The sequence below is a fragment of the Paenibacillus pinisoli genome, assembly GCF_003605435.1.
In the GTDB taxonomy this organism is placed as follows: domain Bacteria; phylum Bacillota; class Bacilli; order Paenibacillales; family Paenibacillaceae; genus Pristimantibacillus; species Pristimantibacillus pinisoli.
Window position 1 is genome coordinate 813,331 of record NZ_QXQB01000003.1, and the last position, 22,971, is coordinate 836,301.

Here is a 22,971-nt window from a genome sequence, read left to right on the forward strand (position 1 = left end):
GTTCATTTATGCTAAATTAATGGCCTTAATCGTATCCAACGGAATTTTTGGCTTGCGATCCTCTGTCAGAAGCCCGTTGATTTCCTGCTGGACGTCGGCAAGCTGCGTATAGCAGTACCCGCTAATATAGGCAACGTCCTTAATCGCTTGGGTGATGCCGCGGAACCGGTTAATGAAATCCTCTTCCGATGCAACCTGATCGCCATAGCCCCAGCCCTTGTCCGACTTGAATGCGATTCCGCCGAACTCGCTGATTATAATCGGCTGCCCCCGGTATTCGTAGCCTTCGGCAAACGCATACTTCCATTGATTGCAGGTCGTTTCATTGGTGACTATCGCTTCCTTGCTCACATAACGCTTCAGGAAATCGTCTCCTAACGCGACATAGTCATGCAGCGTTAGAATGTCCGACACGGTATGCTCCCAGCCGTCGTTCGTAATAACCGGACGGTAAGGATCGATGGATTTGGTCAAATGATAGATGCCCTCGGTCAGCTTCTGCTGCCGCACATCTCGCAGAATGAGCGGAACTCCCCATGATTCATTGAAGGGAACCCAAGTAATAATGCTTGGGTGATTATATTGCTGCTTCACAATCTCCAGCCATTCCTTCGTGAAAGCCTCAACCGCCCTGTCATGAAATTCGAAGGTAGCCGCCATCTCGGACCATACCAGCAGGCCTTTCACATCGCACCAATAGAGGAAACGCGCGTCTTCGATTTTCATGTGCTTGCGCACGCCATTGTATCCCATCGCCAGAATATGATCGATATCCTCGATCAGAGCTTCCTCGCTAGGCGGAGTCAGATGGCTGTCGGTCCAATAGCCCTGATCCAGAATCAATCGCTGGTAGATCGGCACATTGTTCAGCAGCACTTTTCCATTCTCAATGGAAACCTTTCGCATGCCGAAGTAAGAGAACACCCGGTCCACGACCTGGCCATTCGCATACAGCACAAATTCAACGTCATAGAGGTTCGGTGTATGGGGAGACCAGAAGCTTCTCTTCCACGGTCCGTTCGCCTCATGCAGCAGATCCACCTCCACGGTCAAGCAAGGGCGGTCAATCGCTAGGCTAACCCGCTTTACAGGCCTGTCCTTGAACGTAACGATGGCTTCCAGCCTTAAGTCGCCGGCTGCCTCTACCCCACGCACTTCATAATCGAAACGGACGATGGAACGGTCGAAATCCGGGGTGATCTTGACCGCATCCAGACGTTGCTCCTCGACATATTCCATCCATACCGTCTGCCAGATCCCGGTCGTCTGGACATAGAAGCATTCGAAATTGTTGTCGGTCCAGCGCTGCTTGCCGCGGGGCTGATAACAGCTGTTGCTGTCTTCGGCTTTCACCGTGACTTGGTTATCCGCCCCGAATACAAGATACGGGGTGATATCTATCGAGAAGGCCGCATAGCCGCCTTGATGCCCGCCTGCCAGCGTTCCGTTCACCCACACCTTGGCTTCATAATCCACCGCTTGAAAATGAAGGATAACCCGCTTCCCTTCAGCTTCCTTCGGGATGTGAACGGCCCTGTTATACCATACTTGCGGATGGAACTCTTCGATTCCGATTCCGCTCGCCTTGGTCTCATACGTAAAGGGAACATTGATTTTATGCGTCTCTTCGAATTTCTCCTGCCACTTCTCTTTCTCTCCTGCATTATGGTCATCGAAGCGGAAGCTCCATTCGCCGTTCAAGGAGAGCCAGTGATCGCGTACGAATTGAGGTCTGGGGTAGTCTTTAATATATGCCTTGGTTGTCATGCGTGCCTCCTATTTATGATGCTTTGCCTTTATTTCCAGTACATACACAGAAGCAGGGCGCAGCAGGTAGCCGAGCTGCCATTGTTCGGCAGGAACGGCTTTCTCCTTACATAAAACCCGTTCTGGCTCGAACACGGAATTCATATCATCGCAGGCTTCTCCTGTAATTTCATATAGAATCGTCTCCTCCGAAGCCTCGAACGCTCCCAGATCAAGCGCCGCCTTCACCTCGTTCAAGCTGCGGTTCACGATAAATACGGTAACGGAGCTTCGATCGCCGTTCGTGCCTGCTACAATATCAAGATCAGGCAGCGCGTCCAGCTTCATCGGAGTCTCCTTAAGAGCCGGAACGGCAAACGTCCCGCACTCCGCTTCGACGGGGAGAATATGCCGAACATCCCGATTCGCGTAAAGCTTCATGACTTCATAAGTTGGCGTTCCGTATACCGTAAGCGGCAGCCCGCTCCAGCCGGATTCCTTGCCGCAATATTGGTCGGCATAATAATCGCCTACGCGAATGCATCCGCCAAGCCAGCCATTCACCAGATCGGAGAAGCTGCCGATGTGAACCAGGTCGCTGCTGCGGATCATTTCGTTCAGGTTGGCCGCATTAGCGACAGCCGCGCCCAGTGTATGCTCGTTCGGCAGCCCTTTCCGGGTCGTGTTCGGATAATACATCGTGTTGTATTCGGTAATGGCCAGCTTCACATGGCTATGCTTCGCGTCCGCCAGAATATGTCCAGCCGTCTGCTTGATATGATGGCGGGTAAATTCAGGAAAAGCAGCAATCGCCTTATACCGGTCCTCCTCCGGCGTATCGCGATTCATGCCGAAGAGGCCGTAGCCATGATACAAATGCAAAGTAAGATAATCCATATGCTCGCCGGCTATATCGAGGATGGTCTTATTCCACTCCTGTTCAAAATGGCCGCAGGCCAAGAGCACGATGGAGGGATCGGCCGCCTTCATGGCTTCAGCGAAGGAAACCGCGCGCTTCGCGAATTGCTCCGCGGTGCAAGTGCCTACCTGCCACTGTCCCCACACCTCGTTGCCAATCTCCCAATAGCGGACATTGTACGGCTCGGGATTCCCGTTCGCCGCACGCAGCGCTCCCATGGGAGTATCGGCGCCGCCGTTGCAGTACTCAATCCACTGGGCAGCTTCCTCAGGCGTACCCGATCCGTCATTGACGCAGATAAGGGGCTCCACCTGAAGCTCGCGGCAGAACTGGATAAATTCGTCCGTGCCGAAGTATTTGCTCGCCCAGCCGCCCCACGCTTCGTTGTACATGACCGGTCTCTCGAGCACCGGACCTACGCCATGCTCCCAGTGATAGGCACTAATGTAGTTGCCGGCAAGCCTCATCATCCCCGCATTCAGATCCCTCGTCATGTCGATGACTTCACGCTTTACCATGGCGATGCTGTCGTCTGGCAAGAGAGACACATGATCCAGCCACAGCATGCCGGTGGACACATGATCGGTCCACCTCGGGTGATCCGCCGGAACGTATACGCGGATTTCGGCGTCAGCACACTCGCGGACAATCGATAGCCGCGCCTCATACTCGCGCCAATTGTGGCCCCCCAGCTCGAACCGGACTCTTCCCAGAAGCTCCTCCGAGCGCCGGTCCACCGCTTCGATGATGATCGCCTTCAGCTCGATGGAGGCACGAGCCACAAGCTTGACCATGTATTCCGCAGGTCCCTTGAGCGCTGCCTTCTGCGCGATGCCGGCATAGGCTTCGTCATCGCTCAGAAGACGGATGCGCTGGGCGCGCCCCGAATGCTTCGGGGCAGGCGACTCCAGTGCGTACTTCGTGTTCCGTCCGTTCGTATAGGCGTACCAGCTTCCGGATATCTCCCTCTTCGTCTCGGATTCGCTTTCGAAATCCATATCCTTAAGCGGGAACGCAAGCATCGCTTCCATATGATCCCGAATGTCCTCTACAAAATGGCCGAACAAATAGGGGTTGACCGTATGCTCGCTTGCCTCACTGCAGTCGATCCTGATCTTTGCGTGTGTATTCAAAATAAACCTCCAGCTGATTTGTCGTAATGGTTGCGGATTTAGCCTTTAATCGATCCGATCATAACGCCCTTGACGAAATGCCGCTGCACGAATGGATACATGATCAATACCGGCAAAGTAGACACGATAATGACCGCGAACTTAATGCTCTCGGAAAGCAGAATCTGCTTCTCCAGCCCGACACTGCCGCCCTCAATGGCTGACGATGCGCTGATCATCAGTATTTCGCGCAGCACCAGCTGAAGCGGATGCAGCGCTTCGTCGCGGAGATAGATCAGCGCCGGGAAGAATGAATTCCAATGGCCAACCGCATAGAACAGAACCATAACCGCCAATATCGGTTTGGAAAGAGGCAATATAATGCTAAATAACAGTCTCCAGTTGGAGCAGCCGTCCATGTGGGCCGCCTCCTGCAGCTCCCATGGAATGCTGGACTGGAAGTACGTCCGCATCACAATCAGATTGTACGTGGCGATTGCCCCGGGAATGATCAGCGCCCACATGGTATTGACCATCCCCAGGTCCTTCACCAGCAAATAGGTTGGAATCAATCCGCCGCCGAGAAACATCGTGAGCGTGATCAAGACCATAATGACGTTACGCCCGGGAAGGTCCGGCCTGGACAATGGATAGGCCGCCAGTATGGTCATGATGATATTGATGACGGTGCCTATCAAGGTATAGAGGATCGTATTGCGGTACCCCGTCCAAATTTTATCGTTGTGCAATATGCTCTCGTACGCTTCCAATGTCACGCCCTTCGGCAGCAGCCATACTTCTCCATTCAGCACCTTGGCCGGATCGCTGAACGAAGCGCTGACAATAAAGATCAGCGGATACAGCACAATAATCATGATGACTGCGGCGATCGCGTACACAATGAAGTCGAATATCCGTTCATCCGACGGCTTGCTTATGGCCTGTTGCTTCGACATGTCTGGATTTCCTCCTTTACCATAAGCTCGTCTCCGACGTCTTGCGCGCGAACCGGTTCACGAGCAGCAGCAAGATGAGATTGATAACCGAGTTGAACAGCCCGATAGCCGCGGTATAGCTGTATTCACCCTTCAAGATGCCTGTTGTATAGACAAACGTGGAGATGACATCGCTTGATTCCAGATTCAAGTTATTTTGCATGAGCAAAATTTTCTCGAAGCCGACGTTCATGAAGTGGCCGATATCCAGAATGAGCAGGATGACGATGACCGGAGCTATGCCCGGCAGCGAGACATGCCATATCCGTCTCAGCCTCGACGCTCCGTCCATCTTGGCCGCTTCGTATAGCTGCGGATTCACCCCGCTGAGCGCTGCGATGTAGATAATCGATTGCCACCCCATGTTCTGCCATATATTCGAGCCGATGAAGATCGTCTTGAACCAGCCGGCCGACTCCAGGAATCGGACGGATGAGCCGCCGAATGCCTCGATCAGCATATTGATCGGCCCTGTCGGCGACAGGAACACGTTCAATATGCCTACGATGACGACAACGGAAATGAAATGCGGAATGTACGTAATATTTTGCAGCCATTTGCTGTAGGTTTTGCTCCGGATTTCATTAACGAGCAAAGCCAGCATAATGGGAATGGGAAATGCGATAAGCAGCGAGAACAAGTTGATGGACACCGTGTTCCATAACAGCCTCCAGAAATAATACGAATCGAAAAACCGTACAAAATGCCCGAACCCTTCCCAAGGGCTTCCCATGATGCCCTTGGCTGGATTGAAATTTTTGAAAGCGATTTGCAGCCCATACAGCGGACCGTAGTGAAAGATCAAGTACCAGGCTATCGGCAGAAGCAGCATGAGGTACAGGTCATACCGCTTCGCTATATTCCGGATTAGGCCGGAGCCGCGCCTTGGCTGGATAAGGGACACATCGGCTGCATCTTCTGGCAAGCTCTTCATGAGCATTCACTCCTTGCTAATGCAGTGTCGAGATTACTTTGCCATCTTGTCATAAGCAGCCTGATAGATCCCTTCCAGCTCGTCGATCTTCATCTTGTTCAACGTAGACTGGAATTCCTCCCACTTATCGAAGCTGAGCGCGCCGACGATAAACTTCGTGCTCTGCTCGTTGACATACTTGTCGATGTCGTTGCGCAGAATGTTAACCTTCTGAGCCGTCTCTTCATCGAACATCGGATTCGCGTAGCGGATTTCCGGCATGTACGGCTCCAGCTTCTTGAACGCCTCTTGCACTTGCGGCGGATTGATGAAAGACGCTACCTGATCGCTGATCAAGTGAGGAGCGCCGCCTCCTGCATACGGAGTCATCTTTCCTTGTGCGCCTGTAACGGCGATAAAATCATCAAAGTAATACGGAACGCCGTCCCTCATCTCGTAATGCTCGCCCTCTCTGCCGAAACGCAGTAAAGTAGAGCCTTCGTCACTGTAGAAATAGTCGATCCAACGCATCGTCGCTTCCGGATGTTTGTTCACGGATGTAATGGCGAAAGCTCCGAAGTCGCGCGGCACCGGCGCCACTGCGCTTTGCATCTGGTCGCCATTCGGGCCGGCTGGAGGAGCGATGCCCACATATTGATCCATGATAGGCAGGAAATTGTTGTTCGTCTGATCGAAGAACAGACCCGCATTGCCCGATCCTTGCTTAGCCAGATATTGCGCTTCCGTATGCGAGAAGATCTCCTGATCCAGCAGCTTCTCCTTATACAGCCTGTTCAAGTACATCAGCAGCTCTTTGTGCTTCTCGTCGCCGCTCCAAATATTTACTTTGCCGTCTTCAATGTTGATGTTATAGCCAAGCTGCAAATCCAGGCCAAACGATCCGGCCATCATATTGACGATAATGATCCCGGCAGCCGCATTGCGTGCGGTCATCGGAATTTCGTCCGCTACGCCATTGCCGTTCGGATCTCCATCCCGGAAAGCGACGAGCACATTATAGAGCTCTTCCGTCGTGGTCGGCTCTTTCAGGTTCAGCTTCTCAAGCCACGCTTTGTTGATCCAGCGTTTGTCCGTACGCGCCGAGCCTGTCGTTACGATGCCGGGGATCGAATAAATATGCCCTTCCGGAGTCGTGATGGCCGAGCGGATCTCTGGATATTGCTCCATCAAGGCTTTCAGATTAGGCGCATACTCCTCAATCAAATCCTCCAGAGGGATCAGCTGCCCGGCTGTCCCGTAGCGAATCGTCTCAAGCGGATTGAGCTCGGAGCGGAACAATGCATCCGGAAGCTCATTGGACGCGAACAACAGATTCTTTTTCTCCGCGAAGCCGTCTGTAGGCGCTTCGGTGAATTCAACTTGAATATTGCTTAATTTCTCATAGTCCTGGAACACCGGCATTTCTTTGAACGGTCCGTTAGCCGGCGCAATTCTTGTGAACATCTTGAGCTTGATCGGTTGATCTACGATCGGGAAACCCTCCGCTTTAACAGCGCTTTCAGTTGAAGGCGGCGGACTATTGTTCTCTTTCTTTGAGTCTCCGCCATTGCTGCAGCCGGCCAATATAAGACCGGCAATGATCAGCGTGGCAAGCGCGCTTCTTCCCCAATGTCTACGCATATATCTGTGACCTCCAATGTTCGATTCACCGTGGTTTGAAAACGTTTACTTCCGGTGTTCACTCATTATAGTTCACCCGTTTCATCGCAAAGTTATAAATATATGACTATTTACTCCACATATTTTACGACTTCGCCGCCGCCCTGCCGCCTCCCAATCCATTCAAGTAAGCCTGAGGCGTCACGCCGGTTATTTCCTTGAACACTTTAAAGAAGTAGTTATAAGTAGCAAAACCCGCCAGATTGCTGATTTGCTTGATCGAATATTGACCGCTGCCCAGCAGCTTGCGGGCCGCATCGATTCGAACCCGGTTCACATATTCCGAGAATGTCGACTGCGTCTCTTCTTTGAATATCCGGCTTAAGTACGACGGATTCAGGCCAATGGCCCCTGCCGCAAGCTCCAGCGTAACGATGCCCGAATACCTCTCCAGAATGAATACGACCGCTTGTGACACATGCCGGGAATAAGCCCCCGCCGCGTGCTGCTCCCTCAGCAGCTTCAGCAGTCCGGCATAGAAGTCTTGCAGCCACTGCTCCAGCTCTCCCACGCTTCCTAACCTGCCCAGCTCACTGCGCGCAGGCAGACTATCCATCGCAGAGTCGGCTTGCGATATCCATTTCTTCAATGCCTTATCCCCGATATGCAGCAGCTCGCTGATAATCATCTGCACCGATTGAGAATGAACCGGCTGCTCGCGAATGGAATCAAATACAGAGGCAATCAGCCGATGCATGCCTTCCTGATCCAGTATCTCGATAGAGAGAAGCAGCTGCTTCTGCTGCTCGATGGTTAAGGACACACGCTGACTGTGCGCGCCACCCTTCCATACTGTCGCTTGGCTTGCCGGCTCGGCATCAGAAGTAGAGTCAAGCTTCCGCTCAGCGGAAACGTAGCTCTCTTCAAGCTGAGACAGGTTATGGCATACATGCCCGATGGCATAGACACATTTCAAATTCAGAAACAGCTCTAATGCATGGCTAAGCTTGCTCATCATGCGTCCGGCTTCGCTTATCGCGACATGCTCGCTCCGTTCCTTGAATGCAAATACAACAGCCAGGCGTCCATTCTCCAGATAAGCGACCGTGCGTTCTTGCACATCGCCTAAGCTCTGCTGCATAATCTCTACAGCCTGCTGGACGAGCCGATTCGTCTGCATGTCGCTGTACGATTGCGTCAGCAGCAGGAATGGGACAATCTGAAGAGACGCTGCCGCATAGCGGATCGTCCCGGGATATAAGCCATTCTTGCTCGCGAAGGCTTCAAGCTCCTGTGCGGATCCCGGCTTCCCCCTCACGAGATCGGCTATAAACCCGCGGATAAGCACAGGATTCATTCGTTCCGCTATTGCCTTCTGAGCGCTTAGATCCTCAAGGATCTGATGATCCTGCCGCAGCTCCAGAACCGCTTTATTCAACATCCCGATAAGCGTAGCGCCGTCCAGCCGATGCTTCAGCAAATAATCGATGGAGCCGTTCTTCAGGCAATCGCGCACATAATCATAGTCGTCGAAGCTGCTAAGCATGATCGTCTTGATGGCCGGATATCGTTCCTTAATCGCCCGATTAAGCTCCACACCATTCATCTCGGGCATATTCACATCAATAATGGCGATATGCGGCGGAGACTGCTCGATCATCGCCAAAGCCATGAGTCCGTTATGGGCTTCGCCGCATATTTCAAAGCCGTGCTTTCGGAAATCCACTAACGTCCATACATCGCTGCGGGCCAACGGCTCATCGTCTACCAATAGCACTTGATACATGACTTATATCACCTCTTGGACGGATTTTCGCTCCTCCCGCAGATCGGGAAAAGTGATAACGACCTTCGTATACAATGTCAGCTCGCTGTACAGGCTCACCCCATACGGCTCTCCATACTGACGGACGATTCGTTCATGTACATTGCGCACCCCCATGCCGCTAAAGCGTGAAGGGGTCCCTCCTTTGAAGGGGCCGCCCAGCAGCAAGTCCATCTGCTCCCGGGTCATGCCTTTGCCGTTGTCCGTCACTTCAACCTTAAGATCTTGATTCTCCATATAGATCCGAATCGTGACCAGCCCGCCTTCCTCCAGAGGACCGATCCCATGAAGGATGGCATTCTCCACAATCGGCTGCAGCATAAGCTTCGGCACCGGGCAGTCCAGCAGCTCTTCCTCAATCTCCTCCTGCACTGGAATCGGCTGCATGTATTTATATTTCACGATGGAGATATAGCTGCGCACATAGTCCAGCTCCTCCCGAACTGTAACATATTCGTTGGAATGGCCTAGAACCCCGCGCATCAGCTCGATTAATGAGCCGGATACCTCCTCGATATTAGGCACCCCGTTCATCTTGGCCAAATATTTGATGGTATTAAGAGAGTTATATAGAAAATGAGGGCGAATCTGTGCTTGAAGCGCGGTCAGCTCCGCCTCTCGCTTCTCCTTCTCGCTGACTCGGATCCCCTCCATCAGCCGATTCAATTCCTCCACCATTCTGATAAAAACTTGGTACAGCTGCCCGACCTCATCCTTCGTCTTGATCTCCTTCATAGGGAACGTCAAATTGCCATCCTTGACCAGCATCATCATCGACTTCAGGCGGCGGATATTAATCGTGATGCGGGAAGACACTTTCAGCGAGCCGATTAACACGACGATCAGCACAATGGCCGACACTTCTGCCATCAGCTTGCGGAGCTGCGCGGATTCGCCAAGCAGCGAATCCATCGGTATAAGCGCCAGCGTCGTCCAGCCCGTGTATTGGGATGAACGGCTGACCACGATATAGGATTTTCCGTCGATACTCATCTCCGCGGCATCGCCGGGCCCTGAGAACTCCTGCCTGATGCTTGTGATTTTCTCGATGGAGGGGGCGAAGGAAGGCGCCGATTCGGACTGATAGACAAATCCGCCCTCCTTATCCAGCACATACAGCATGCTATCGGCGGTCGGCTTCACACCGTACGTTTTTTTGATAAAATCATAGTTCAAATCCACCATCACGACGCCGATGGTCTCCCGGTTATAGCGAACCTCACGGCCAACCGTAATGGCATCCGATACGCCGGTCTGCTTCCAGTAGGCATGGCGCGATCCGTTCTCCAGCATGTAATGGATCATCGGCGTCCCGATGACCGTCCGGTCCAGCCAGGGGCCTCCGGTAAAAAACACCTTTCCGTTCAGACCGACAACGGCAATTCGCGAAATATAAGGCTTGTAGTCAATAAGCACCGATAGAAATTCATCAATTCGCTTCTGCTCCAGAAACCATTCATAGCTGATCTCCACCGACGGGCTGAGAATCGTATCGATCACCGTATTTTTATTCGTCACCACCACGGTATTCAGACGATCGATCTCCTCCAGCATCATATTGAGCGATTCATCCGCTTGGCGAATACTATCCGACACTGAGGTGACTGCGTTTTCCTTTATGTTCTCACGCATATTCACGTAGACAATTGCGATCGTGGAGAAAATGGAAAGCAGGGCGACCAGACTGAATGCGATGAATATTTTCCCCTGGATGCTAAGTCTGGGCGAAATCCATCGCCTAAGAGTGGACAGCTTCATATCGGGAAGTCTCCTTTGCGTTCGTAGGACATGTTAGCTTTAGATCGACATAGCTATAAAGTGCCGTTCCCGGTTAGTTGATCATCCTCCGCAGAGCTTGAGGGGATTCCTTAAAATAAATCTTGAACGCCCGGGTGAATGTGTACAGGCTCGGATACCCAAGCGACAAGGCGATTTCCGTAACCGTCGCGTCTGTATCGATCAGCAGCTGCCTTGCCTTCTCCATGCGGATCTTCTGTATGTACTTCATCGGAGGCATGCCAGCCTGGCTCGTGAACACATGGGTAAAGTAAGAACGGTGCACACCCGCGAAATCCGCTACCTGCTGAACGGAGATTCCCTCCGAAGCATGCAGGTCCATATAGTTCATGCATTCATGAATCCACTCGGCAAGATCGGCATCAGGAGCAGGCGCCGTCTCTGTTATTAACTCGGCGAACAGCGCATACACCAGGCTTTGCAGCTCCAATGCCCCAGCCGGAGACCACCGCTTGGCGGATGCCAGCGTATGAATGATGCGGTCCGCCGATACTCTGACGCCCGGGCTGACCGCTTTTTTTCGAAAAGGCTTCTCCTGCGTTAACCCCGCAAGCTCCAGCAGCCCCAATGCCCTCTCGCCATCCACCGCCAGCCAGCTCATTTGCAGCGGCTTTCCCGAGGGCAGCATATCGTAGCTATAGGTTCGTCCCGGAAACAAACAAAACAGGTCATCCTTCTGCAGTTCAACCTGATTGCCCTCATACTCCAGCCGAACCCTTCCCTCCTGAACGAAGTGAAGGCTGTAGCACTCGATCCTTTTGGGTCCTACTTTGTAGTTCGGCTTGGCTATGCTGCTGCCCGCCCGGACCGGCCATATGCGTCCTTCCTTATCCAGATCCCCTGGCGTATAGTAAATGAAATCAGCAAACTCGTAATCGTATTCCTGCATCATAGAGCCCACTCCCATCTCTTGTTCGCTTCCTCTTACTTCCAACAAAATGATAATTATAATTTCTATATCCTTTAAATATAAAGCGCTTTCTTATAGGTAATATCATAATTTGAGCAGGAGTGTCCTGTCTAGTAGACCTAACATATTGCTAATAATAACCTTATCCTCGACCCAATCCAAAAAGTTCCTATGGGACGCTCTGGCGTATATCTACCCTTTGACAAAACAAGAAGAACAAACTTACCCTGCGGTAATTGAAAGCACAAATGTTCGATCCTGATGCTGATCCTGCCTCTGATCCTGTTTCTGATCCTGTTTCTGAACCTGTTTCTGATCCTGCCTCCTAACGGAACTGAGAGACTCTATGCTTCGATTTTGATATGTTTAAAACGTCTAACGGAATTAGGAGGCCTTATTTGCACCATCCGACCCGCATTTCGATTCATTTAGGACTATTAAGGGCTCTCTGTTCCGTTACTGTTCAAAAATAGCAGAAAACGGGCAAATAGCGTCCCGTAGTTCCCTTAAAAACTTCAAAAAATAACTTACCCAACTTCAGGAACTGCTTCAGCCAACTCTAAGCAGGTTTTTGCTGCATAGAGCTCTCCTTTCGATGAATTCTTAAATTACATAATTTCCTAAACAAAATAAAAGGCCCCAACCCTGTAGAATCCAGGGCTAAGGCCTTATTCACGATGAATTAATTCTGCTGACTACTCGACGAGATGCAGTTCGTAGTGGAATCGATCTCTGTGTGTGCTTAAAGCTATATCCCGAGCGCCGCCAGCAATTTGTAAATCATAGCGGCTGCTTCGCCTCTCGTCGTTTCTCGGCCCGCGCGGAAAGCGCCATCCTCATAACCGCTCAGAATCCCCGCGGGCAAAGCCTTATCGACCGACGAGTTCGCCCAGGACGGTATGTCCGAAGCGCTTTACCCGTCAGCTTCCGAAAAGCTGCAAAGCTCTTGTCCGTCATAACGGCCGCTTCCGCTCTCGTCTCTGTTCGCCCGCCCTTGAAGCTTGTCATGCCCGCTTCCTCGTAACCCAGAATCAGACCGGCTTCAACTGCAGCTGCGACATGCGGCTGCGCCCAAGACGGATATCTCTATTATCCGAGAAGTTCGTATCGCGGGAAGCTTCTGTATGGCCCAAGGCCGAAGCCAGCATCTTCGCGAATTCGAACCTCGTAACAGCTTCTTCCGGCCGGAAGATTCCATCCAGGTATCCGGTGGCGACTTTCATCCGTGCGAGTCGGCCCTTTTACTAAATAGCTCTATTTTATAGAGGTTTTGATTTGTCTTACGTGATGGGGGTAATTTCCGACCTATTTTCTTAGTGATAAGCTTTTCTGGCTTGGTCGATTGTTTCGTTAATAATGGAAGCTGCAGATTGATCCTTAGCCAGTCTCAAGCCTTGCCCCGCCCAGAGTGACATATACTCCGGGTTGTTGGCCTTTGCCGAAGCCTGTCTGATATCCTTTGTCATGGCATGCTGAATAGGGTACGCAGGAATTTCACCTGGATATAGCAACATATCGCTCATAAATTTCGTTTGAATGCCCCTTGCTGCTTTTCCAGAGTAGGCACGCGTAACTTCTGTGGCATCCTCGCTAGCCGAGAGCACCTTTTCTTTATAGGCCGGATGCGCTCCGCTTTCCGTACAGGCCAGAAAAGCAGTGCCCATTTGCACAGCCGAGGCTCCCAATGCCAGACTGGCTGCCAGCCCCCTGCCATCCATGATTCCACCTGATGCGATCACGGGAACCGAAACATGATCAACCATTTGAGGGACCAGCGCCATAAGTCCTATCATTGAATTTGGTGCGCTTTTCAGAAATGTCCCCCTGTGCCCGCCTGCTTCACTCCCTTGGGCTACAATAGCGTCTGCGCCAGAAGCCTCTAATTGTATAGCCTCATCCACTGTAGTTGCTGTGCCGATGACTAACGTTCCGCGCTCCTTCATGCTTTGAATCACATCGGGTGAAGGGATGCCGAACGTGAAGCTAAAAACAGACACACGTTCTTCTAATACGGCCTGTACCTGCTCTTCAAACGATTCTGCGTACTTTTGAGGTAATGGAGGTTGTGGAATGCCAAGCTCATGACGGTAGAAGCTGAGGTGCTTGGACATGTTCTCAATCGTATTTTCTTCTGATTCTTCCGGTTGATCGAGGACAAATAAATTAACTCCAAATGGCCGGTCAGTGAGCTCTCTAATCTTATGGATTGTATTTCGAATTTGTTCCGGAGTTAAATACCCTGCCCCCAGATTGCCTAATCCGCCTGCATTGGATACCGCCGCTACTAATTCGGGAGTCGTCGGCCCGCCTGCCATCGGCGCCTGAAAGATCGGATATTTGATCTTGAGCTTGCGTGTCAGAAATGTGTCAAACACGTCTGAACACCTCCTGCAATTATTGTTTATTGATGTCCGCCCCGCTCTACAATCATTGTACCCCCCTTCATCTATCACGTAAAATGCAATAGAAAAAGCCGAACGATCATCAGTTCATAATGAACTGATGATCGCCGGCTTAGCAGCAAATTTACTATTATTAAATATCTATGTGCTTAATCCAATTGTCTCCGTTTCTACTTCTGCTGCTCCTCCACCAACTGAAGAGCGCGATACAGGAACGTCGCCGCTTCGGCTCTGCTGGTCTTGCTCTTCGGCTTCATGTAGCCGCCCGAGCCCGTAACTAGCCCATGCTCAAGCATCGCTGCTACGCTGTCCGCAGCATATGGCGCAATCTGGGTCGCATCACGGTAACCTTCAAGCTTTGAACCGGATGCGGACGGCTTGATTGCCCCCGTCGTTTGCAGCGCTCGGGTCAGCATAACCATAGCGTCTTGGCGGCTGATCGATTCGCGAGGGGCGAAGTTGACTCCGTTCACTCCCGTAACGATGCCTAGCTGCTTGGCGATGGAAACCGCATCGTAGTAATAATCCTCCGGATGCACATCGGCGAATGTCGAGGAAATCTCGGTGCGCAGGTCAAGCATGTTCACCAGCATCAGAATAAAGTCCGCTCGCGTTACCGGGCTTGCCGGGCTGAAGGTGCCGTTTTCGATGGAGGTGCCTTTGACGAAGCCCCTCTCCGCCAGCATCTCGATCGCCTCGCGTGCCCATTCATGCTTGCCAAGATCGGTGAATGCAGCCTTCTTCGCACCTCCGACGGCATAGATGCCGACATGATCGATGGAGAATCGCAGCACACCTTTTTCTTTATCATACGATGCGTCCTTGATAGCCGCCGCACGGTCGCCCGTCAGCTCGTAGGCCTGCAGCAGAGCCGCCTGCTCTCCCTTCTGCAGCGAATACGGAATCGCAATCGGGATCTTACCCTTCGAATTGCTCCATGCCCAATCCTTCCCGTCCAGCTGCAGCGCAACTTGCACGATCGGCCTGTTCCCGATCCGGCCGGCCGCTTCGTTGCCGCGATACTCGCCCGTATGATCGCTTAGGATAACGAGCAGCTTCCCGGCGTTCGCCTTGACTTCTGCCAGCATGTCGCCGGTCAAAGCAAGCTGGGCGTACGCCGTGGAGATATGCAGGATCAGATTCGGCTGGTTCGCCAGACTAGTCGCGGGAAGCTCCAGCGCATAGCTGCCAGCCGCGTTCGACGGCTTTAATTCAAGATGAATATGCTTGTTGCCGCTGCTGTCGGCCACTGCCTTTTGCATGGCGGCATTCAGATCGGATGCTTCGACCGAAGCCGCAGCCTGTTTGCCGCTTAGCGTCGGGACGAGCACAGCTTTGACTGAACCGTCCGCTTGCAGGGTATACGGATCCGGCGCCGAACCGCCCGCGCCGCCGCCGTTTCCTCCGCCAGTGGAAGGCGGCTTGCGATATTCGAACGCAGCCGTCTCGGGAGTCGTCATATCGTCCGTTTCAAGCTCGACCGTATACATTCCTTCTGCTTCTCCGGTCAACGTAAAGGCGATCCGGAAGCTTCCATCGTCCTCAGTGACCGTCTGACCGGCATATTGAATGCTGCCGCTTGGGTCGAGCACTTTGACATACACCTGCTCCTTCTTGCCGTTCATGACCAGCCCGTCGATCGCAACTTTTTTGGTAGAGGCGTTCACGGAGGCTTGTATGCCGTCGAGCGTCTTCAGCTCTTGCTGCTGCGCAAGATGATAGACGCCAAATTCGTAGAAGGAATACCCATAGAACGTTGCCCGGTTCAGCCCCTCAAACTTGATGTATCTGGCCGTCGTTGCCGGGAATACCAGCGTGTTCTTGCCGTCCGCCGCTTTAACTACGCCATTGCTGCCGACGTTCAAAGTACGCCACGTCTGCTGATCATCCGAGACGGTCAGGCGGTATTGGTCCGCACGCGCATATTCCCAGTCAATGCGGATCGTATCGAAGGTTTGCCCGCTGCCCAGATCGATCTGGAACCAAGCCGTATCGCGTACTTCGCTCGCCCATCGCGTGGCCGGAGCGCCGTCCAGCGCCTTCCCTGGCTCCAGGCCTGCCGATTCTACCGAGGACGCTTCCGCTTGCTTGTCTTGAGCGATGCTTCCAATCTCGTAATATACGCCTTCCTTCAGCGCCGTATAAGCGCCTTCTGACACAAACTCAAGGCTTTTGGCCTCTTCCAGCTTCGCATTGAAAGCCAGCAGATAGTGCTTGGCTTGCTCAGGATCGCTCTCTTGCGTACGCTTCATCATGATCAAGGCGTTGCGCATTGCCCGGTTCATGCTGGCGTTGCTCAGCTGATTGTTCCCGGCATATTTGTCCACAAGAGCCAATAGGCCTTCAGCGCCCAAGCGAGCCTCTATGACATATTTAACGGTCTTGGATTTGGCCGCCGCCACCGTCAGCTCCAGCACATGCTTGCCCGGCTTGCCCGTGAGATCCACTACAGTCCCTTGCGTATATGGCTTGCCGTCATACTTGGCCGTTACTTTGACAATCCCGCTGCCATCATCTCCCGGAATCGTCCAGGTAAAGGCGGCCTGGGTCATATCAGGCACGATCGTATGCTCCGAGATCGGCTGCCCGTTCATGAGCGCAACAGCATCAGGCGGAGCAGCGTCTTGCTTTTGATAAGTGCCCTTCGAGAATTGATATAACCAATCGTAGAGGACGCGGGTAGCAGGGTCCGCGCTTTTCGCCGCGTTGTACACAGCGTTGTTGCCTTGATAATAGGCTTTATACCCTTGCTGCATCAGCCCTGTATCCACGCCGCTGTTCAAGTAATCGATAAACCGCTCGCGGAAGACGGCGTCGTTGATCATGCGGTCATCGAACTCTATCTCTAGCGACATGCCGTACCGCTTTGCCATATCCGCTGTATCCTCCAGACGCGAAGGATCCAGCTTCTCAAAGAAATAGTTCGGCTGCAGAGATACGGCATCGATGCCGACATCCTTCCACATGAATGCCTTATAGGCCAGAAAATGAGGAATCCAGAATAGCTTAAGGCCTGCGTTATGAACGATGTCGCTTGCTCTCTTCACCATCTCAGGGCCGGTCGCATGCGTGCTGATCTGTTCCTCCAGCCAATACATGCCGACAAGCTCCAGATTCGAGTAGCCCGCAGCCGTCCATCTGGCCTGCACTTCATCGGTCCACCACTGAATCGCTTTGGCCCGATTGTCCAGTGATACGGCATTACCCACCGCGCTAACATCGAAGTTCAGATTTTCGCCGTTAATGCTGCCGAAGTCGGACTGATATTCGCCCGGATCGGGAATCATCAGGACAACCTTCGTCCTACGGTCAGGCTCGCCAAGCTTCGCGCCTACCTCAGCCGTCGCCTCGTTCAACGCGCTCATATCGCCGCCGGCGTTAAACGTTTTATCCAAATACCATTCCCATTCCGCCCTTCTGGCCTTGCCGGGCGCTTCCACCGCTCCGAAGCCTCTGCCGTTCTCCGACGTCAAGCCCAGATAGAGCACGCCGTCGAACAGCCAGTCGACAGGCTCCCCTTGCTTGTTCACATAGCTGATATTAGGAATAACCCGCTCCTTCGTCCAAGTTCCTGTGCCGTCCGCGTAATGCCCGTTATACAGCAGGCCCAGATTCTCGATTCCGCTAGTATCATTCCCAGGCTGCTGGAGGCCGTAAGGCTCGGGCTGCACCGTCTGAGCTCCGTCAATCAAGCCGTCCGCGCCGGTAATTGTCACTTCGTCGATCATGCTCCATGCCCTTGAATGCATGGAGAATACCACTTTCACATACCGGGCGTACACGGGCCCTTCGGTATAATCGCCGCGCCTCACAACTCCAGTCTCCGCGCTGCCGTCCCATGTAAAGGTCTCCATGTTTGTCTGATCGCCCCATAACAACTGAGTTGCATTATGGGACAATATGCCCCAGTTCAACCCATCGTCCGACACGTAAAAGGAGACGGTGAGCGGGACGAGCGTTTCGTTATTCGGCCAGTCGTGCAGGAAACGCGCGTTCACTTCCTGAATCGTCTTCTGCTCGCCTAGATCAAACACAACCGACCGGGATTTCTTGCTGCGGTGGCCCACCCAGTTGCCGCTGTCGCGCGACGGGTCGGCGGCATTGCCGTCCGTCAGCTTCGTCCCGTCATCTGGAAAGGCTCCCTCCGGCTGTTCTGACCAAGTGTACGTTTTCCCAAGAGCCAGATTATAGAAACCGGCGCTTTCTGCGGCCTGCTCCTCCGCATACACGGATGACATCAACGACAGCAGCATGACGTGGACAAGCAGCAAAGCAGTCAAACTTCGTCTTGTTTTCACCTAAGCTCACTCTCCCTTTCTATGCCAAATTAATTCTGCTCCTGCGCCTGCAGCTTCGCAAGCGCATCAAGCAAGTTCAGAATAACGACCGCAGCCTCAGCACGCGTGGCCGTAGCAGCCGGCGCAAACCGGTTGTCCCCGCGCCCGCTCATCACTCCGGCCTCCTGAGCCGCCGCCACATATGGCTTCGCCCAAGCCGGGATTTGGTCTGCGTCCGCGTATGAAAGGGCAGAGCCCTCCGCAGGCTTCAAGCCCAGCCCCCGTACGACCATTGCCGCCAGCTCCGCGCGGCTGATTGAAGCCTTCGGACGGAAGGTTTCATCCGCGTAGCCGCTGACCAGGCCGGATGCCAAGGCCTGCGCAATATACGGCTTCGCCCAAGGCTGAATCGAGCCTGCGTCCGCGAACTCCAGTGAACGGCTCGCTCCTTGCAGCTTCAACGCTTTGACCAGCATGACAACGAACTCATCCCTGCTGACCGTCTTATCAGGCTTGAACGACCCGTCCGTATAGCCGGCCACGAATCCAAGCTCGACGGCCCGCTTGATCGGCGCTTCCGCCCAGTGGCTCGCAATATCGTTAAGCGTGACCGTTGTCGATCCGCCGGACTCCGAGCCATTGCCGCTTCCATTCCCGTTGCCATTGCCTGGATCTCCACCGCCCGGATTGGAGCCGCCGTTCTGGCCTTCTTCCGGATCTGGAATGACCGGACTTGGAACCCATCCTCCGCCGCCGGAGCCCGTCAGCGCTTTAATTTTGACCTTGAACGTCTTATCGGCGGATGCGGCTCCCTTGCTGATCGTCGCAGTCAGCACAACCTCCAGGTCGCCTGCTCCGCTTGACGGACGTCTCAGCAGCTGTCCGTTGGCATTCAGATAATCGGGCTTCGAGCTGCTCCAGACGATGCGCGTGCCCAGCTGTCCTTTCTGAGGCAGATAGAGATTGGAGACGATGCTTCCGTCCACGTTAAGCTCGATCAGGTCCATCACGTCTTCGATGGTTAGACGGTCGCGCGCTACGCTCAGCCCGGCATACGCTTGCTCGGCTTCAGGACGGGAGGGCTGTGCGGTCTGGATAGCCGCCATCGCTTGCCTCATCGCTTGCTGAAGCTGTGCCCAGCCCTCCGGGGAGTAATTGGCTTCCGCGAGCTTGTCGGCCTCGATGGACATTAACAAGTCGATAATCGGCCGTATATTGCCTAGCTTATACTCCTCGCCGTACACTTCGAATTCCTCAAAGGAATAGCCGAATATGGTAGCCCTGGACACGCCTTCGAACTTCACGAATCTGGCCGGCGTGCTCTGGAAGGTGGTTACGACGCGTCCCGGCTTGCCGTTGATCTCGCCGTTATTGTCCTTCACAACGTTCGTCCAGTTCACCTTGTCCTCGGATACGAAAATGCGGTATTTCGAACCGTAAGCCGTTTGCCACAAAATAGATACGGCATCAATGTTCTTCACTTCGCCCAGGTCCACCATGAACCAGCTATCGTCCACCCAATCGCTGGACCATCTGGTGTCCCCTCTGCCGTCCACCGCTTTGTCCGCCGTATAGGACGAGGATTCCGGCTGCGAGGATTCGGCTTGCTTATGCAAAGCCAGGTTTCCATGCAAGTCCACGTAAGTGTTTCTTATGACTAGTTCGTCAATCAAGCCTTTAAACGCGTTCGTTGCGCTGCCGATTTTGGCAACTGGCAGCACGAACGTTTCCAGCTTGGAGCCGTCTTTTAGAGCTGCCGTGTATTCACTGCCGTCGATGAAAATGGAAGTTCCCGTATCGTCGCCGGCAATAATCACATGCGTCCAGCGGTCGGTCGGCAGCTTGTAATTAAATTCGCTGACGTAATTTTCTTTCGTGATGGCGATTTTGCCGCTGCCCCCGATGTTGTATTTCAGCGCTCCGTCCGGAGATTCCAGCAGCACGGCCCCCTGCGGATTGTCGGCATCCGGCTTGATCCACATGGACATCGTCCATCCGAACCCGAGCGTGCGAAGCGGCGTCTCCACATAGCTGGCTCCGCCTTTGAGCCTCACGGCTTGCCCGAAGATTCCTTTCTCCGCGCTTGCATTCACCGCATTGCCGTCAAAGCCGTTGCCTGAACGGTCCGCGAAGCCTTCGTCGAAGGTGTAATCCAGCACGATATGGCGCTCATTGCCGACTTGAAGCTTGTGCGACTGATGAACGCCTGGCGGGTCCCCATATCTTGCGGCATCCGCCTGGAAGCTTGCGAAGTCCCGATCGATGCGATTGCCTCTCCACAGCTTCTCCGCCAACACTTGCATGGAAGGCAGAATCCGCTGATGCGAGTCCGCCATGGAGACGCCTTTCTCTACTGACACATCGTTCCATAGCGCGAACATGCCGCCTTTTACCTGCGGATGCGCATAAGGAAGCTTCGTCTCCAGCCAATCGTTAGGCTCCCATTCGTTGTAGATGAAATCGTAACTCAAATAGTTGCGGTACAGCTGCGGAACGATATAGAGCAAATTGGTGTTGGTGTTAATAATGTCATAGCCGAGTTCAACGGCTTGCTTGGCGCTTCCGTACGGCTCATACCAGATGTCCATCGTCGCATTGTTGCTGACCGGCGTCGTGCCGTCGTATGCGGACAGGCTGCCCCACAGACGGGCCCGCTTGCCTTTTCCGTTAATGTGGTTAAGGAGCATATCTGCGTACCTGCGGAACGCTTCCTTGTCGCTGCCGAAATATTCATCCGTGCCGACGTGGACGTCCGGGCCGACGAAGGTCGGATCGCTGCCGTCCAAATATTCGTCAAAGAGAGCCTTGATGAATTCAATGGTCTCTGAACGATTGATATCCAGCTGATTGTTGCTGCCCAGCCGGGAATCGTAAGCGATGAAGGCGCCGGAATGGCCCGGCGTATCAATCTCCGGCACGACGTTTACGCCGTATTCCATCCCAAGCAGCTGCAGCTCTCTGAATTGCTGCTTCGTATAGAAGCCGTCCTTGCTCGTAATTCCCGGGAACTTCTCGCTCTCCAGACGGAAGTAGCCGACATCGCCGACATCATCGTTTAAGTGAATCTGCAGCCGGTTCATCTTATAGTAGGACATCAGCTTGACATAGTCCTGCAGAAACTCGATCGTATAAAACTTTCGGGCCACATCGAGCATAAAGCCTCGATCCGGGTATTTCGGATAATCGCGCGTTTGCCCTTTAGGCATCGCCTTATGATCGGCAGCATGGCCGAGCAGCTGCAAGATCGTTCTTGTGCCGAACATAACTCCCCTCCCATCAGAAGCGGCGACGGAAGCATACTCGCCGATATTCAGCTCATACCCCTCTGTCCCCAATTCCGCTTGCGCGGCATCCAGCGCCAGATAGATATCTCCCGCCCCGGGAGAGCCAGCCGTCACCGTCAGCGGCAGCTTCGTTAAGTCCAGCAATTCCTGTTGCAAAATGCCAGCCGTCCCCCGCAGAGCCGCTTCATCCTCCTCGCTAATGACGATTTTGGATTGGTCCGTCAAGCGGAACTCGCCGGTTGCGCCCAGCCACTCCCTTAATGAAGGAATGACGCGCGGCTCCGGATTCCGGTCGCTTGTCTGCTTATTGAGACCAGGCACAGTGACAAGCGCATTATCCGTCAGGAGATATGCCGGATCGCTGTCGCTCTGGATTTGCAGCAGCAGCTGAACCTGCGTATCGACAAGCGGCGCATGGATATTGCCCTGCGCGTCGATCACCGGCAGGCTGTCCGTGTTCACCAGCGACAGCGTAAAACCGGCCGGCACTGCGGGCAGGTTCAGATGAGCATCTCCTTCGGAGACGGCGATGCTGGATTTGACCCCCTCCATCATAGGCGGCAGCAGCGCTCTGCCTTTGTAAACCTCGAATTCCCAGAAGGAGTATCCGTAATAGACACCCTCAATCGGACGCCGCGTCACTCCTTGGAACTTGACATATTGAGCCACTGTCGGCTCGAAATCAATCGTATCCTGGACCGGACCGGGAGCGGTAAGCACGCGATTGTCCGCGAACACATTCCGCCAGGATTCCGCATCGTCGGACACGAGAATTTGATACTTCTCCGCCGGAGTCTGCCAGTTGATGACGACTCTTCCGATTTCCGCGGGTTCGCCCAGATCAACGTAGAACCACTGGTCATCCGTTCTTTCCGAGGACCAGCGGCTTGCATTCTGGGTGCCGCCGTCCACCGCTTTCTCCGGGCCGAAAAAATCCACTTCGTTCGACGACGAATATGCCATTTTCCCTAGAGCCAAATTCCCTGTTGCGGCGCTGGACTTCTCCGAAGGAGCAGCAATGATTATGAAAGCGGTAACAAAAAGGGCTAGAATAATAATCCCATGCCGTAAACGCACTCTAAAACCTCCTCGTTGTACTTGCACGAATTAATCAAGCTTGTCGCATTACCTCCATGCTTATTAGCTGCAGCAACTTCATTATAAGTAGGGG

Annotated in this window: 13 protein-coding genes; all 13 read right to left on the reverse strand. The window is 53.4% G+C overall.

Annotated elements, in window-relative coordinates; all coding sequences use genetic code 11:
* Window positions 1-6: 6 nt before the first annotated feature.
* Window positions 7-1,767, reverse strand: coding sequence for a glycoside hydrolase family 2 protein (locus D3P09_RS16940; protein WP_120112355.1), 1,761 nt, complete (start codon window positions 1,765-1,767; stop codon window positions 7-9).
* A 9-nt stretch (window positions 1,768-1,776) separates the two neighbouring features.
* Complete coding sequence (locus tag D3P09_RS16945) at window positions 1,777-3,798, reverse strand: alpha-L-arabinofuranosidase C-terminal domain-containing protein (RefSeq protein WP_120112358.1); 2,022 nt, start codon at window positions 3,796-3,798, stop codon at window positions 1,777-1,779.
* A 38-nt stretch (window positions 3,799-3,836) separates the two neighbouring features.
* Window positions 3,837-4,733: a carbohydrate ABC transporter permease gene (locus tag D3P09_RS16950; protein WP_120112361.1), complete on the reverse strand. Its 897-nt coding sequence runs from the start codon at window positions 4,731-4,733 to the stop codon at window positions 3,837-3,839.
* A gap of 16 nt (window positions 4,734-4,749) precedes the next feature.
* Window positions 4,750-5,706: an ABC transporter permease gene (locus D3P09_RS16955; RefSeq protein WP_120112364.1), complete on the reverse strand. Its 957-nt coding sequence runs from the start codon at window positions 5,704-5,706 to the stop codon at window positions 4,750-4,752.
* 33 nt (window positions 5,707-5,739) lie between these two features.
* Window positions 5,740-7,326, reverse strand: coding sequence for an extracellular solute-binding protein (locus D3P09_RS16960; protein WP_120112366.1), 1,587 nt, complete (start codon window positions 7,324-7,326; stop codon window positions 5,740-5,742).
* Between the two features lie 124 nt (window positions 7,327-7,450).
* Entirely contained in the window at window positions 7,451-9,091 is a 1,641-nt protein-coding gene (locus tag D3P09_RS16965; RefSeq protein WP_120112368.1) for a response regulator, read from the reverse strand.
* 3 nt (window positions 9,092-9,094) lie between these two features.
* Window positions 9,095-10,888: a sensor histidine kinase gene (locus D3P09_RS16970; RefSeq protein WP_120112370.1), complete on the reverse strand. Its 1,794-nt coding sequence runs from the start codon at window positions 10,886-10,888 to the stop codon at window positions 9,095-9,097.
* Between the two features lie 73 nt (window positions 10,889-10,961).
* On the reverse strand, window positions 10,962-11,819 hold the full coding sequence (locus tag D3P09_RS16975; RefSeq protein WP_341538294.1) for an AraC family transcriptional regulator: 858 nt from the start codon (window positions 11,817-11,819) through the stop codon (window positions 10,962-10,964).
* 766 nt (window positions 11,820-12,585) lie between these two features.
* On the reverse strand, window positions 12,586-12,738 hold the full coding sequence (locus tag D3P09_RS28500) for an S-layer homology domain-containing protein (RefSeq protein ID WP_120112372.1): 153 nt from the start codon (window positions 12,736-12,738) through the stop codon (window positions 12,586-12,588).
* 130 nt (window positions 12,739-12,868) lie between these two features.
* On the reverse strand, window positions 12,869-13,060 hold the full coding sequence (locus D3P09_RS16990) for an S-layer homology domain-containing protein (RefSeq protein ID WP_120112376.1): 192 nt from the start codon (window positions 13,058-13,060) through the stop codon (window positions 12,869-12,871).
* Between the two features lie 90 nt (window positions 13,061-13,150).
* Window positions 13,151-14,212: an NAD(P)H-dependent flavin oxidoreductase gene (locus D3P09_RS16995; RefSeq protein WP_120112378.1), complete on the reverse strand. Its 1,062-nt coding sequence runs from the start codon at window positions 14,210-14,212 to the stop codon at window positions 13,151-13,153.
* A gap of 197 nt (window positions 14,213-14,409) precedes the next feature.
* Window positions 14,410-18,537, reverse strand: a complete 4,128-nt coding sequence (locus tag D3P09_RS17000) for a DUF4855 domain-containing protein (protein ID WP_120112380.1) — start codon at window positions 18,535-18,537, stop codon at window positions 14,410-14,412.
* 29 nt (window positions 18,538-18,566) lie between these two features.
* Window positions 18,567-22,877: an S-layer homology domain-containing protein gene (locus D3P09_RS17005; RefSeq protein ID WP_120112382.1), complete on the reverse strand. Its 4,311-nt coding sequence runs from the start codon at window positions 22,875-22,877 to the stop codon at window positions 18,567-18,569.
* Window positions 22,878-22,971: the final 94 nt, after the last annotated feature.

Bases quoted from the DNA above. Each gene is read 5' to 3' on its own strand.
- D3P09_RS16970 (WP_120112370.1), bottom strand. From the start codon at position 10,888: ATGAAGCTGTCCACTCTTAGGCGATGGATTTCGCCCAGACTTAGCATC.
- D3P09_RS16965 (WP_120112368.1), bottom strand. From the start codon at position 9,091: ATGTATCAAGTGCTATTGGTAGACGATGAGCCGTTGGCCCGCAGCGAT.
- D3P09_RS16950 (WP_120112361.1), bottom strand. From the start codon at position 4,733: ATGTCGAAGCAACAGGCCATAAGCAAGCCGTCGGATGAACGGATATTC.
- D3P09_RS16940 (WP_120112355.1), bottom strand. From the start codon at position 1,767: ATGACAACCAAGGCATATATTAAAGACTACCCCAGACCTCAATTCGTA.
- D3P09_RS16960 (WP_120112366.1), bottom strand. From the start codon at position 7,326: ATGCGTAGACATTGGGGAAGAAGCGCGCTTGCCACGCTGATCATTGCC.
- D3P09_RS16975 (WP_341538294.1), bottom strand. From the start codon at position 11,819: ATGATGCAGGAATACGATTACGAGTTTGCTGATTTCATTTACTATACG.
- D3P09_RS16990 (WP_120112376.1), bottom strand. From the start codon at position 13,060: ATGAAAGTCGCCACCGGATACCTGGATGGAATCTTCCGGCCGGAAGAA.
- D3P09_RS16955 (WP_120112364.1), bottom strand. From the start codon at position 5,706: ATGAAGAGCTTGCCAGAAGATGCAGCCGATGTGTCCCTTATCCAGCCA.